General features: G+C 59.8%; 8 protein-coding genes, 2 tRNA genes and 2 rRNA genes (1 of these 12 running past the window's edge). 3 read left to right on the plus strand and 9 right to left on the minus strand.

Annotation, left to right across the window (positions count from 1 at the left end; translation table 11 throughout):
- From ACM43_RS33915 to ACM43_RS33930, 4 genes are all read right to left on the minus strand, one after another.
- Positions 1–1185 (minus strand): 23S ribosomal RNA (locus ACM43_RS33915) (it extends 1662 nt beyond the left edge of the window).
- Positions 1186–1649: 464 nt separating this feature from the next.
- Positions 1650–1725, minus strand: a tRNA-Ala gene (locus tag ACM43_RS33920).
- A gap of 109 nt (positions 1726–1834) precedes the next feature.
- Positions 1835–1911, minus strand: a tRNA-Ile gene (locus tag ACM43_RS33925).
- 192 nt (positions 1912–2103) lie between these two features.
- Positions 2104–3592, minus strand: a 16S ribosomal RNA gene (locus ACM43_RS33930).
- Together the 16S and 23S rRNA genes with 2 tRNA genes alongside form the textbook arrangement of a ribosomal RNA operon.
- Before the next feature lie 1136 nt (positions 3593–4728).
- Here ACM43_RS33930 and ACM43_RS33935 point away from each other — a divergent pair.
- Complete coding sequence (locus ACM43_RS33935) at positions 4729–6792, plus strand: M23 family metallopeptidase (RefSeq protein WP_271546067.1); 2064 nt, start codon at positions 4729–4731, stop codon at positions 6790–6792.
- Between the two features lie 102 nt (positions 6793–6894).
- The gene (locus ACM43_RS33940; protein WP_271546069.1) at positions 6895–7152 is read left to right on the plus strand and encodes a hypothetical protein; all 258 of its coding nucleotides are present in this window, start codon (positions 6895–6897) and stop codon (positions 7150–7152) included.
- A gap of 227 nt (positions 7153–7379) precedes the next feature.
- Here ACM43_RS33940 and ACM43_RS33945 read toward each other — a convergent pair whose 3' ends face one another.
- The 5 genes from ACM43_RS33945 to ACM43_RS33965 form a co-directional block, all read right to left on the minus strand.
- Positions 7380–9413, minus strand: coding sequence for a DUF2272 domain-containing protein (locus ACM43_RS33945; RefSeq protein ID WP_271546071.1), 2034 nt, complete (start codon positions 9411–9413; stop codon positions 7380–7382).
- 20 nt (positions 9414–9433) lie between these two features.
- On the minus strand, positions 9434–10792 hold the full coding sequence (locus ACM43_RS33950) for a hypothetical protein (protein WP_271546073.1): 1359 nt from the start codon (positions 10790–10792) through the stop codon (positions 9434–9436).
- An 89-nt stretch (positions 10793–10881) separates the two neighbouring features.
- Positions 10882–11124 carry a hypothetical protein gene (locus tag ACM43_RS33955; RefSeq protein WP_271546075.1) on the minus strand — a complete coding sequence of 81 codons (243 nt, stop codon included), beginning with the start codon at positions 11122–11124 and terminating at the stop codon, positions 10882–10884.
- Between the two features lie 421 nt (positions 11125–11545).
- Complete coding sequence (locus tag ACM43_RS33960; RefSeq protein ID WP_271546077.1) at positions 11546–12283, minus strand: AfsR/SARP family transcriptional regulator; 738 nt, start codon at positions 12281–12283, stop codon at positions 11546–11548.
- A gap of 549 nt (positions 12284–12832) precedes the next feature.
- Positions 12833–13645 carry a helix-turn-helix domain-containing protein gene (locus tag ACM43_RS33965; RefSeq protein WP_271546079.1) on the minus strand — a complete coding sequence of 271 codons (813 nt, stop codon included), beginning with the start codon at positions 13643–13645 and terminating at the stop codon, positions 12833–12835.
- Positions 13646–13699: 54 nt separating this feature from the next.
- On the opposite strand from ACM43_RS33965, the gene ACM43_RS33970 reads away from it, so the two are divergent.
- A complete protein-coding gene (locus tag ACM43_RS33970) occupies positions 13700–14119 on the plus strand; it encodes a nuclear transport factor 2 family protein (RefSeq protein WP_271546081.1) in 420 nt (139 codons plus the stop codon).
- Positions 14120–14143: the final 24 nt, after the last annotated feature.

The raw sequence follows: 14143 nt of genomic DNA on the forward strand, positions 1-14143 counted from the left end.
TGAGCTGTTACGCTTTCTTTAAAGGATGGCTGCTTCTAAGCCAACCTCCTGGTTGTTTTGGGATTTCCACATCCTTTCCCACTTAGCCACGAATTAGGGGCCTTAGCTGTAGGTCCGGGTTGTTTCCCTCTCCACGACGGACGTTAGCACCCGCCGTGTGACTCCCGCATATTGCTTTCGGGTATTCGGAGTTTGGTTGGGTTTGGTAAGACGGTAAGTCCCCCTAGCCCATCCAGTGCTCTACCCCCCGAAGCATTCGTGCGAGGCGATACCTAAATATCTTTCGCGGAGAACCAGCTATTTCCCAGTTTGATTGGCCTTTCACCCCTAACCACAAGTCATCGGAGCCTTTTTCAACAGGCACCCGTTCGGTCCTCCAGTGAGTGTTACCTCACCTTCAACCTGCTCATGGCTAGATCACTAGGTTTCGGGTCTAATACAACGAACTTGGCGCCCTATTCAGACTCGCTTTCGCTACGCCTTCGCCTATCGGCTTAAGCTTGCTCGTTAAATTAAGTCGCTGGCCCATAATACAAAAGGTACGATGTCACCCAGAACGAATCTTGAGCTCCATCTGTTTGTAGGTGTCCGGTTTCAGGTCTATTTCACTCCCCTCGTCGGGGTGCTTTTCACCTTTCCCTCACGGTACTGGTTCGCTATCGGTCGCTGAGGAGTACTTAGGCTTGGAGGGTGGTCCCCCCGTGTTCAGACAGGATTGCACGTGTCCCGCCTTACTCGTGGATACATCATCGCATTACTCGTACGGGGCTATCACCCTCTGAGGCCCAGCTTTCCTGACTGGTTCCGATTGTCTTTGATGTATCACTGGCCTGGTCCGCGTTCGCTCGCCACTACTAACGGAGTCTCTGTTGATGTCCTTTCCTCCAGGTACTTAGATGTTTCAGTTCCCTGGGTTTGCTTGAAACCTCCTATGTATTCAGAAGTCTCATACCTTCTCTTGATAACCGGAAATCCAAAACCTCTGAGGTCATGGTCCCGATCATTTCTGGTCGAACACCAAGACACAAGGTCTTGGAGTTCCGGCTATCGAAGGTGGGTTTCCCCATTCGGAAATCCGCGGATCAAAGCTTCTTCGCAGCTCCCCACGGCTTATCGCAGCGTAGCACGTCCTTCATCGCCTCTCAGCGCCAAGGCATCCACCGAACACCCTTAAGGCACTTGATTGCTCTCATTATCAATGTCCACACACTCGGCAGAATGTTGTCTGCAGAATTACCTTGCGGCGCGCGCCCTCGATGAACGCTATCTGCAGCCGGACATTGACTAGAAAGACCAGCTTGCTTCGTAAGATCGTTCCGATAGCGAGGCGGTCAAGCTTCGCTAAAAGGATCATTTTACAACTCGCATTCAACCTCACGGCTGAAAGCGAGCGCCGAAAATGATCCGGAGATAATGGAGGATTCGCGCAACAATCTGCTGCACGACCCAACTCGGATCGATCTCCTCTTTACGATGTCAGAAAACACGCATCTTGCTGTCTATCCAGACTAGCAGGATGCGAAGTGATGTTTCGCGGACGGTGATGGTTACGGGATCAGAAGTAGCCCGCCTTCGCCTTTCGGCTATGGCGCGGCAGCCTTCGCTACCGACTGGCTCGCCTAGCCGAAGCAGGCGTAGCCTGCGAAGGCTGGTGGAGCCAGACGGGATCGAACCGACGACCTCATGCTTGCAAAGCACGCGCTCTCCCAGCTGAGCTATGGCCCCGTAACCAGAAGACGAATGCTCGTTTGATTAGCCCGCCTTCGCCAAGGCTACGGCGCGGCAGCCTTCGTTTCGAAGGGCTTGCCTAGCCGAAGCAGCGAAGCGCGAAGGCTGGTGGGCCTGGGAAGACTTGAACTTCCGACCTCACGCTTATCAAGCGCGCGCTCTAACCAACTGAGCTACAAGCCCCTAACGCATATCCCGTCAGGGACCGTGGGATCCTGCTTGATGCAGGCCCAGCGCGTGTTCGTCCGCGAAGAAAGAGAAACGAAGACGGCGAAATCCCGCCAATGCAGCTCAACGATCTGGCGATCTGTTGGCCACTGATGTTTCTAAAACGATCCGATAGTGAGCGTGAGCTCGCTGAAGGATCATCCTTAGAAAGGAGGTGATCCAGCCGCAGGTTCCCCTACGGCTACCTTGTTACGACTTCACCCCAGTCGCTGACCCTACCGTGGCCGGCTGCCTCCCTTGCGGGTTAGCGCACCGTCTTCAGGTAAAACCAACTCCCATGGTGTGACGGGCGGTGTGTACAAGGCCCGGGAACGTATTCACCGTGGCGTGCTGATCCACGATTACTAGCGATTCCAACTTCATGGGCTCGAGTTGCAGAGCCCAATCCGAACTGAGACGGCTTTTTGAGATTTGCGAAGGGTCGCCCCTTAGCATCCCATTGTCACCGCCATTGTAGCACGTGTGTAGCCCAGCCCGTAAGGGCCATGAGGACTTGACGTCATCCCCACCTTCCTCGCGGCTTATCACCGGCAGTCTCCTTAGAGTGCTCAACTAAATGGTAGCAACTAAGGACGGGGGTTGCGCTCGTTGCGGGACTTAACCCAACATCTCACGACACGAGCTGACGACAGCCATGCAGCACCTGTGCTCCAGGCTCCGAAGAGAGGGTCACATCTCTGCGACCGGTCCTGGACATGTCAAGGGCTGGTAAGGTTCTGCGCGTTGCGTCGAATTAAACCACATGCTCCACCGCTTGTGCGGGCCCCCGTCAATTCCTTTGAGTTTTAATCTTGCGACCGTACTCCCCAGGCGGAATGCTTAAAGCGTTAGCTGCGCCACTAGTGAGTAAACCCACTAACGGCTGGCATTCATCGTTTACGGCGTGGACTACCAGGGTATCTAATCCTGTTTGCTCCCCACGCTTTCGTGCCTCAGCGTCAGTACCGGGCCAGTGAGCCGCCTTCGCCACTGGTGTTCTTGCGAATATCTACGAATTTCACCTCTACACTCGCAGTTCCACTCACCTCTCCCGGACTCAAGATCTTCAGTATCAAAGGCAGTTCTGGAGTTGAGCTCCAGGATTTCACCCCTGACTTAAAGACCCGCCTACGCACCCTTTACGCCCAGTGATTCCGAGCAACGCTAGCCCCCTTCGTATTACCGCGGCTGCTGGCACGAAGTTAGCCGGGGCTTATTCTTGCGGTACCGTCATTATCTTCCCGCACAAAAGAGCTTTACAACCCTAGGGCCTTCATCACTCACGCGGCATGGCTGGATCAGGGTTGCCCCCATTGTCCAATATTCCCCACTGCTGCCTCCCGTAGGAGTTTGGGCCGTGTCTCAGTCCCAATGTGGCTGATCATCCTCTCAGACCAGCTACTGATCGTCGCCTTGGTGAGCCATTACCTCACCAACTAGCTAATCAGACGCGGGCCGATCTTTCGGCGATAAATCTTTCCCCGTAAGGGCTTATCCGGTATTAGCACAAGTTTCCCTGTGTTGTTCCGAACCAAAAGGTACGTTCCCACGCGTTACTCACCCGTCTGCCGCTGACGTATTGCTACGCCCGCTCGACTTGCATGTGTTAAGCCTGCCGCCAGCGTTCGCTCTGAGCCAGGATCAAACTCTCAAGTTGGACTTGAACTTTGAACCGGCTGATCACAACGTTTGACGAGGTCCCACCATTATCGACCGAAGTCGATGTGCTGCCCGCGATTCACATCGCTGGCAACGATGGTGTTTCCTTTAAAACGTGTACCGCCGAAGTCTTTCGTCCGGTCTCGATCAGAAAAGCCGAAGCTTCTCGGAAGCGAGACCCGCAAGGACTCCGCCGTCCACGTTTCTCTTTCTTCATCTTCACTTGTCAAACAGCCCGAGACCGTGGAGGCCTCAACCTTCCTGAGAGGAAGGGTTCCGACACCCTTACCGACGATGGATGAACTCCAACCGACTGGTGTCGGCTGTTGTGTCACTCAACAAGGTGAGGAGCATCAGTGGCGCGTTCGCTCGCCTTGGTCAGTGACCCGGCGGCGCCGCGCTCAGTGGTTGGGGTTATAGGCCCCACCTTCCGGCCTGTCAACGCCAATCGTCAACAAATCGTCGCACAGTGGAAGGTCGACAAAACATACACGATTCCAGGCGGTTAGAAGGCTGTCGGTCGCGCCGGACGAGCCCGCCCGGCAAAAAATCTGAAAAAAAGTTTGCCCGCCGGCGGGCTCCGGAGAGCGCCTTGGAGCCCTCCCTGGCGGCCTCCCCCGGGGCCCCTCCTCCGCACCCCCGCCACCCCTGGGGCGTGTCGTCCCAAGGGCTGACGGCCCCCCGGCCAGACGCCCGCCTCCCCCGCTATAGGCGGCCCTGCCCCCGGGGGGGGGGGGGGGGGGGGGGGGGGGGGGGCGTGATCTGACGGGGGCCTTTACGGCCCGGCATTTAGGAAACTTTTTCCATATTTGGCGCCGTACTTGAGCCACAATCCCGCGGCGTTCTGATAAGAGACAAGCTTGAATCGCGGGGACGCCTGTGGGGGCTGCCGGCGATTTTCATGGGGTCAGAGGAAGGCGATGTTGCAGATGACGCGACCTTCCTTCGGCATTCGAAAGACATCGAGAGAGCTTTACCCGTCCAGCTGTTCGTAATTTCGGCCGGCCCCATCAAGGGGCTTTCTGGGCGCGGACAGTTGTGCGGCTTGCCTGCTCCGGCGATCCCCGTTCAAGAGGGCAGCCTGGGACAGGTTCGAAACCGGGCATCTTGGGTCGTTGAGTTGGGGGACTTGGGTTGAACCACAGGACGTCACGCGGCACTTACGGGCGTGAGACCGGGATCATCGATCTCGGCCACGAGCCGCCGCTGTCCGTCGATGGTTCTGAAGCCGCGGTGATCGACCGCCGCCGCGTCTCGGTGCAATGGTTCAGCGGGACAATTTTGACCGGACTCTGCGGCGCAGCCCTGATCGGCGGCGCCGTTTTCGCTTCGCTCGACGGCGAGATGACCTTCGCCAAGGTGCCGGAGCGGGTCGAAGGCGCGCTGCGCGGCGCATTCGGCGCCGCCGATCGTGCCGCCACGCTGCACAAGAGCGATCGCCTGCCGCCGCCGAGCGAATCCACCGCTTCGCGCAACGTGATGCGCGTCTCGACGGTTGCCCGCGTCGGCAACCGTGACGTGATGCGGGTGCGTCCGTTCGTGCGGATCGCCGGCAATCTGTCGATGACGACGAGCGATCTGTCGGCAAAGATCCCGCCGTTCAACGCCCAGCGCCTGCTGACCGATGTCGGCTCCGACCCGAAGACGGCGTCCGACGATCCCAACAATCCCGAAGCCGTCGAGCCCGACGCGGAAGTGTCCTTCGTCACCAAGGACCTGTCGCCGGTGCTGCCGAAGGCCAAGATTTCCGCGGTGGTGGCACTCGACGACATCCTGATGCGGGTGCGCGATGCCGCCAATTGGCGCGGCAATGGCGGGGTGCGCTACGCCTCGCTCGCCAACACGGCTGCCGACATCTCCGGCGCGACCGGTCCTTCCGACATCAGAACCGCTTACGCCGCCGAGGCCTCGCCGTCCGACCCCTATGCCGGCTTCGAGACGCGCGTGGTGCCGGAAAATGTCACGTTGCTGCCCAAGACCAAGGAGCAGATCACCGGCGGCAATCCCAACGGCGAACGCGTCCACATGGTCAAGAAGGGCGACAGCGTCGCCGGCGTGCTGCGCGATCTCGGCGCCAATGCCGACGAGATCAAGGCGATCACCGCGACGCTCGGACCGCGCGGCCGCGACGGCGGCCTGAAGGAAGGCGAGAAGCTCCGCATCCTGATGGCGCCGGCAAGCCCCGGCGCCCGCTTGCAGCCCTATCGCGTCGTGGTTGCAAACGACACGATGGTGGAAGCGATCGCGGCGCTGTCCGATCTCGGCAAATACGTCGCCGTCGACGTCTCCAGCATGAACACCGTCGCCGATACTGCGGCCAACGCCAGCAGCGACGACGAGGATGACGATGACGGCTCCGGAGTGCGGCTCTACCAGAGCATCTACGAGACCGCGATGCGCAACAAGGTCCCGATGCCCGTCATCGAGGACATGATCAAGATCTACTCCTACGACGTCGATTTCCAGCGCAAGGTGCAGCCCGGAGATTCCTTCGACGTGTTTTACGCCGGCGAGGACGAGGGCGTGACGTCGAGCGAAAAGAACGAGGTGCTGTTCGCCTCGCTCACCGTCGGCGGCGAGACCAAGAAATACTACCGCTACCAGAGCCCCGACGACGGCCTCGTCGACTATTACGACGAGACCGGCAAGAGCGCGAAGAAGTTCCTGGTCAGAAAGCCCGTCAATAACGCCATCATGCGCTCCGGCTTCGGCGGCCGCCGCCACCCGATCCTCGGCTACGTGAAGATGCATACCGGCGTCGACTGGTCCACCTCCTACGGCACGCCGATCTTCGCCTCCGGCAACGGCATGATCGAGAAGGCCGGCCCCGAGGGCGGTTACGGCAAGTACATCCGCATCAAGCACGCCAACGGCTACGAGACTGCCTACGGCCACATGTCGGCCTTCGCCAAGGGCATGGAGCCCGGCAAGAAGGTGCGGCAGGGCCAGGTGATCGGCTTCGTCGGCTCCTCCGGCCTGTCGACCGGCCCGCACGTCCATTACGAGATCCTGGTCAACGGCCGCTTCGTCGATCCGATGCGCGTGAAGCTGCCGCGCGGCCGTTCGCTGGAGGGCCCGATGCTGGCAAGCTTCGAGAAGGAGCGCGACCGGCTCGACGGCATGATGAGCGGCCGCGGCGGCGCCATCGCCCGCATGTCGGACGCCACCGGCGGGCCGCTGCAGGTCACCAACCGCTAAGCCGGCAAGGCGCCGAGAAGAGTTGCGTGCGCGCCTTGCCGGGGGAACCGGCGCGCCGGTTCCCCAGTTAGACGCGGACGGAAGCCAGCAGGAGGATCGCCCATGACGCGCCTCTCACGCGACGATGTCGTCAAAGCCGTGGACCGCGCCGACGACGTCACCATTGCCCAGATCATCGGAACCGGCGCGACCGCTGAGGAGCTTGCTGAGGCCCAGGCCTGGCTCGCCAACGACGAGCCGATGATCAACGACCTGCGCCCGCTGGCGCAGGGCCGGGTGCGCGAGCTGGTGGATATTTTGTCGGAGCTGGAGGAGGAGGAGGACCCGGCCGATCCTGGCGCCGCATCCGCAGTCAGTTAGCAGGCTGGACCCAAAACAACTCCCCCGGAGAGGACGAGGGATACGACGCAGTAAGTCGACGCCCGACTGCTACACACTACGCGAGGGCCTACTACAGACCCCTGCGATCCTTGGCGTATATGCCAACGCCTTCGACGTTCTCCCAGCGAATAGTGTGGCGCCATTGCAATCAGCGTTGTCAGGCGTCGCTCCCTGTACCCGTTCGAGACTATGAAATTTCTCCGCCTCTAAGGCAGGCGATTCTCCATGATCGCGAACAGAAGCGCTTCCTGAAACCGGCCACCCTTGACGAAGCCATTTTCGAGGGCGAACGTCCGCTTCGTGACGGAGTTGCCGACGTTGCCGCCGATCACGTCAAATTCGTTGTCCCGGACTTCGACCACAATATCGCAATGGCCATCATAGTCGCCGCCTTTTTGATGGTCATAGTCAACGCCATCTTCTCGTGCCCAGCAGATGATATCGCCTGCGACCGGCTTGTGAGCGTTGAGGCGCTGACACCAATAGGCCGCCTCGGCGCGGCCGTCGAAATCACGAATACCCTGGCTGATGTAGACAGAATGCTGGGAGGATCCGCGGAACTTGTTCGCTGCACCAGCACCCTTCACGAGAAATGAGATGAAGGCCGCGGACCACGGTTTGTTGGTCCGCCCGTCGGAGCTGATGTCGCCTACGACGCGCCAGTATGTTCCAATGCGTTCAAAAAAACCTGGCTCCGCTTCCCTATGGCCCGCCTTGATGGTCGCACCGGCAAGATCGAACGTGTTATTGCCGAAAAAGTCCCACTCACTGGCGGCCATCTCGCAGAGCTTGCCGGCGAACCCCGGCTGAGCGCCCGCATCGAAGTCGGGCTCCACACGCAGGAAGAGCTTGTCCGCGCGCTCGTAGCCAAAATCCATCCTGCGAGCGATTTTTATCAGCGCCGATTTTACGTCGAGCGGAGCGCCGAAGAGCCAAGGCCGGATAGCGCTCAGAATCGCAAGCTCCGTTGCTCCGACCTCTTCGGACACGGCAGTCTGGAATGAGGCGTCAGGATTTGCCAGTATCCTGACTGCGTGGGCCGCACCAACCAGCTGCGCAAGATAGAGTTCCGCCGACGTCGGAAGCCTGTTGGGCAACGACGGCTGCAGAACCTTGGTGTCGGCCACGGTCGCCTTTGCTGCGATAAAGGGCTGGGCCAGCGGTTTGAAACGGCTTCTAGCATTCATTCCCGTCGTCCCATCCGCAATCAGTTCATTCCAGTCAGCTGCCTTGATCAGGAAAGGACCAACTTCGTCGCCCTGGACCGCAGCAACATTCTTGATGCCGGTCTCGGTATCCGCAAAAGCCACCAGATGGTGCGCGCTGGTTCCGCTGAATCGCGCAGCGTTCAGGCACATCTGAGCAAAGCCGTCGATGTCGACCTCCGGTTCGGGAATCATAGGCTTGAATATGCCGCCACGGGCAAAGCCACGGCGTTTCGGCTCGGATTGAACCTCAATCTCCCACATCACCCCAACTTCACTGATCTTGAGGCAGGGCAGATCCTCCTCGACGATGTCGGGATCGTCGGCAGGAGCGGCCGTGGCTGTGGGCCGCAACTCAAACGGCCCGGAAGCGAGGAACAGGCCGGTTTCCAGTGGTTTTGTCTGCGCCATGACAGTCGATGACACGCCCCCGACGACAACGCTTGGACCGGCGCCCCCAGCGATGCTGGCGCCTCCGTCGAGGAGCCTTTTCAGCAGCGCCATTGCGCCTACCTGGCTGCTCTTTTTGTTGGGATCGAAAACGTGATCGGCGATGAACTTGCCCTTGGTATAGTGATTTGTGAACGACCACAGATACGGCGAATTGATGCCGGTATTCTGCGTTCGATACCCAAACCCATTGTACTTTTCCAACTCGAACGCAATCCGCTCGATCGGCCAGTCCTTCACCGCGTCGAGGTTGTGCCTCGGCATCGTCAGTGCATCCACGGCACTGTCGATCCACGTGAAGGGAGGCGATCCTGTCGGGGGACGGCCAGCCGGTACGTCAGTCGTGCGCCCGCTCAAGGGATTGCCGTTGTGCAAATGGCGATTCATTTTGCAATCGGCTTCCAGGCTATGGATGATCCCGACGATCGGCCATGGCACGCCGGTGCGCGCCGTCACCTTTTCATAGTCGGCCCGATTGCCCAGAACCCTTGCAACGGCCGTGTCGACGCCTTGAACCTCTTTCACCACCATCGACTGAAACAAACGTGAATATTCGTCTTTGAGGTCAGCAAATTCATTAGCCATGGAAACGTCCCCACGCTCGGTTACTGGACCAGGCCGTCTTTCGTGATCTGTTGCCACAGCTGCTGGTCAATTGCGCTTCCGGCCGCAATCGGCAATCCAAGTGCGGAATAGGCTTTCCGAAGCGCAGTTATCGACGAACGAATGGTTTCCCCCACCGCGACATTGCTCGAAGTGGTACCCAGCTCTGGTGGCAGCGCAATTTTTTCGGTGACGCGCTTGTTTACGCTTTCAATCGCCCGCTTGATGCGCGCACGAACGCTGTCTTCGCCAAACCGGCTAACGATGCCGGTTTCGAATGAATTTGCCAGCGCCTCAACCCTGCACGACTGGACGTCTTTTACGGCCTTTGTCAGGGTCGCCAATTGATCTCCATTCTCGATTACGCCGGGTTTCCTGCTCTGCAGGCCTGACGCCCCCATGAAATCGATCAGAGCCCGTCGCGTCGGAGAGCCTTCGGGACCAAAATCGCCGGTATCATCGACGCAGAGAACGCGCTGGATGTTCCTCGCTTGATCCATACCCATAGTTTTCTCGATATCGGAGAGCACCGTAGGCGTCGGCTTCTTCGGCCCGGGCGTCACGAAGATGGGACGATCCGCGCGCTGCGCCGGAACACCTACCAAGGGAGGCTTGACGCCGAGCGCGCCGGCACCGGCCTGCTGAAATACCATGATCGTCGCGTTGATGTCCGTCTCGATCGTGAACGGCGTGCAGATATTCAAATACGAGCGCATCGCATGAATGGCCGCGGGCCTGTTCTCGATCCTGACCGACTGGAGCTCGACCCTGTACTCGCTTCGTCGCCTCAACACCAACGTCTGCACGGTCGTCTTGTCGACTTCGAGCAGCAAGCGTGAATTGACGTTGATGAAGGTGTCGGCGGCGAGCCCGAAGGCAAGGCCTGCGAGCGTGATCGGGTTAGCGCTCACGCCAGACACGCGCATGATGGCCTGGCTCGCGACGGTGAGATCACCGAGCTCTTTCAGCACCGCGGTGTTGGTTCGACGCCTATCGTCAAGCCAGGCGAGATAAGAGTCGCACCGCCGGTCGACATCGTTGAGTCCTGCCTGCACGAGCAGGTTCCAGTCGTTGGGACTCAGTTGCACGTTTACGCATTGTCCCTCTCTGGTCGAAGTGAGCGACAAGGTCTGCCGGCAAAGCTCCGTCAGATAGATGTCCTGATAATGTGTCGTTGCAACGATGTCTTCGGAGTAAAGCTCCGTGCCGATCCCGTATCGGAAGTACCGCGTCTCGGTCGTATCGCAGCCGCTCAGCAGCAGCCCCAGACACGCGAACGCAACGATTCCCCAAACGCTACGCATCGACGCAATCTCGCAAAATAAATGAAACTCGTGGCGAGCCTCGATCAAATTGCTCAAGACGATTCACACGCCCGCAACCATCGAAGCATCGCTTGGATGGTTGCTGGCGGCTCGTTGCGTGATCGATCTTGCGCACGGCTTGTCTCTCACTGTTCGGGCGTTGGCGGCTCAACGGTCGAAGTCGCCTGCTCTTCATGTGCTTCCGCCGTCACGTTCAGATTGGCGGTGACGATTGCGAAAGCGCGTTGCACGTCGTCGACCACATCGCGCCGCCGCGTATTGATGTTGCGGACGAGAACCCTCCAACCGCCTTCGCCGCTGCCACCGGCGGTTTCCCGCCAGAAGCGCAGAATGAAAACCTGATCCGAGAGCGGCTGTTGTGAGCTCATGGGCCGAGCGTCGCATGGTGTGAACTCGGGAGAATTGCGCGATGGTTCCGGGATGGTCGCCGTCTGGTCACAGTGGCTTGCGGCGAGAATTCCGCAGCGATCGCGCCGCGATCACGGTAGAATCACGATGCGACCGGGCGAGGCAAAGCCCTGCCCGGCCATGGCCAAGCCAAGCCCCGATCAAGCTTGCGATATCAGTCGGATTCGGGGACTGCGGCGCCTGGAGCTTTTCCCGTTCCGATTGAATCGGACCGGGGCTCTCGATTCTTGTTTCACGCGTTTTCTTGGCGCGAACCAGTATCCACTTCGCTCGAAAACGCTCTAAAGCGCGATGCGATTAGGATGAATCGTCATCGCGCTTTAGGTTGTTGTTTGAGCATGATCTTTTCGGAAAACTGCTCACACTTTTCCGGATCATGCTCTAGTTTACTGCCCGCCGCCTCTCGTCGCGGCTCATCAGCTGCATGCGTAAATGCTGAGCGTCATCGGCGTTGTGCAGATTCCTGATCTCGTCAATGATTGCACGCGTCGCTGGAAGCGGAGAAATTCCCAGCTCCTGCTGGATCATGGCGATCCAATGATCGTAGTACCTGATGGCGTCGATACGTCTCTCATCGAGTGCAAGCAAAGTCAGGAGATGACGAACCAGTTCCTCGCGATAGGGATCGAAGCGCAGCGCGTGACGGGCGAGCAGGATCGCATCATGATAGTGGCCACAAAGCCCAAGGCGACGAACGATGGTCATTGCCGACCGCACAAAAAGGGAATGCAGTCGCTCTCGCTCCTCCAATATCCAGTCGGCCTCTTCGCCATCCAGGAATGGCCCCTCGTAGCGGTACAGGACGGCGAGAACCTCCTTCATCGTGGAAGGATCCACGTGCGCCTCAACACCGGTGGGAGCGGCCTGTGCCGCTTCAAGCAGGGCCCAGGTGTCGACGTCCAGCCAAGACGCCCTCTCGAGAATAGTCTCCGAGCCGATGGTCCTGAGGCCATAGCCCTCTCGGTACTCCGGAGCTGACGCGAGCAGCTTTCGCAAGCGCCAGATCGCAGAGTTCACGGCTCGGCGTCCCCTGTCCGTATCGAGCTCCGGCCAAAACAGGTCGATAAGTCGCTCGCGACGATGCGGGCGGTCCGGAAAGGTGAAAAGGAAACCGGCCAATCTCCGTCCTGCTGGACCGAGATCCGACCAAACCTGCTCGTTACCGCGCGCAACCCGGCTGGCCCCCAGCAAACTAACGGTCAACACCGCCGCCCCTCCACGCAAAACACAACAAAAATTGCCTGTGGCGTTCAGTCATCGCAGCTCGAAATTGCGAGCTCAGTCTAAAATTGTCGGTTGCTCAAAGACTCGCATCAAATCCCCGAGCTCGCGGCCGCGGGGGAAATGCCGCCGACCGAGATGCAATTATGGCAACAGAGCCTGTGGTTGTTCAACATCAATTTACACCCAGAGCGGATAACCGCAATGCGTGTGGCTTTTCAACGACACAACACTACGCCGATACCCGGCCTCCCCTGCAAAAGCGAAAGCCCTATCCGCGCCAGCGGAGAGGGCTTTGATGCGCAGCCGACGCCCCTCACCCTCCGGCTGGTTCACCAGACACTCCGAACCGAGATTCATGATCAGCGTGTTGCTGAAATTGACGGTGCGGCCCTGGCCATCGGCAGCAGCCGTCGTCGAGCACCTGCAAACAGCACGTTGCAGACATTAATCCGCGCGCAGCCGTGCGAACAATTCCGACGGCATCATGCCGAACATGTCGCGGAAGGCCGTGCTGAAATGCGCGGAGCTGGAAAAGCCCGCGTCATGCGCGGCCTCGGTCAGCGATTGGCCTTGTGCGACCGCCCGTGCGGCAGCGCCGATCCGGGACCAGATCCGGTAGCGGCGGAGCGGCACACCCGTGACGTCCTTGAACAGATGCAGGAAGCGCGAGGACGAAAGCCCGGCCTTGCGGCTAAGTTCAGCAAGCGTGTGCGAACCGCCGGGCTCCTCGCGCATCCGCTTGATGGCGGCGGCAATTCTTGCATCCGGCTGCGGATTTGATCCAATCCCAAGCATATCGCGGGCTGCTCGCTGCGCGTGCTCTGATGCGAGGCGTCGCTCCGCGATGTCGCAGAACAGCGCGACGACCGACCTCTCGTCGATCAGGTCGAACGCGGCGTTCGATCCCACCTCCTTCATTCGTGAGCGAAGCGCCTCGATATCGCGCCCGAGGGGATCGACAATCAGAAAGGCCGTCCGTCCGGCATCGATGCGGAGATGGTGCAGACTGTTGGGCATGATCAGCACGCTGCGGGTCTGGCGATAAGACGGTGAGCGCGCCCTCGGATCGTTAGCTACGCCTATCGCCCCGTCGAGCGCGACGGCCAGCACGCCGGTGGCATTGCGGTGGGGCGTCAGCCCGAAGGCTGGACCGAGATAGAGCACCCGCGCGTCCCAATCGAGCATCCGCGCCCTCTTCGGTCCGTCGCTGGGCGGCGTGCTGATAGCCAGTTCCTGAAAGCCGGGAGGCGAGGTCATGGCTCATCATAGCGCACCGGCACAGCGCTGCCGATGACCCGGGAGATCATATCGATGGACAGAGTTCTGGTAGATGACGCTGCACAAATCGCCGCAATCCGCGCCGCCGTCACGCGCTACGCGACCGCCTGGCAGGCCGGTGACCGCGCCGCCATCGCCGCCTGCTACCACGATGAATTCATGCTGCACTATGCAGGCCATAACCCGCTCGCCGGCACTCACCACGGCAAGGCGGCCGCGCTTGCCACTCTGGCCGAGGTCGCACGCCGCTCCAACCGAAAACTTCTCGGCATCGATGACGTGATGGCCGGGCCGCGGCGCGGCGCCATTCTCGCACGGGAATCATTCAGCCGGGACGGTCGCACGGCTGAATTGGAACGATTGCTGGTCTATGCCGTGCGTGAAGGCCTGCTGAGCGAATGCTGGGTCTACGACCGCGATCAGGCAGTGGTGGACGCGTTCTTAGCGGATTGAAAACGCCCTCCGCGAGTTTGGCGC

Source organism: Bradyrhizobium sp. CCBAU 45321, assembly GCF_028128975.1.
GTDB lineage: Bacteria > Pseudomonadota > Alphaproteobacteria > Rhizobiales > Xanthobacteraceae > Bradyrhizobium > Bradyrhizobium yuanmingense.

What these genes read in the sequence shown, in the direction of transcription:
- ACM43_RS33940 (WP_271546069.1), top strand. Translation starts at nt 6,895, where the DNA reads ATGACGCGCCTCTCACGCGACGATGTCGTCAAAGCCGTGGACCGCGCC.
- ACM43_RS33945 (WP_271546071.1), bottom strand. Translation starts at nt 9,413, where the DNA reads ATGGCTAATGAATTTGCTGACCTCAAAGACGAATATTCACGTTTGTTT.
- ACM43_RS33955 (WP_271546075.1), bottom strand. Translation starts at nt 11,124, where the DNA reads ATGAGCTCACAACAGCCGCTCTCGGATCAGGTTTTCATTCTGCGCTTC.
- ACM43_RS33965 (WP_271546079.1), bottom strand. Translation starts at nt 13,645, where the DNA reads ATGACCTCGCCTCCCGGCTTTCAGGAACTGGCTATCAGCACGCCGCCC.
- ACM43_RS33970 (WP_271546081.1), top strand. Translation starts at nt 13,700, where the DNA reads ATGGACAGAGTTCTGGTAGATGACGCTGCACAAATCGCCGCAATCCGC.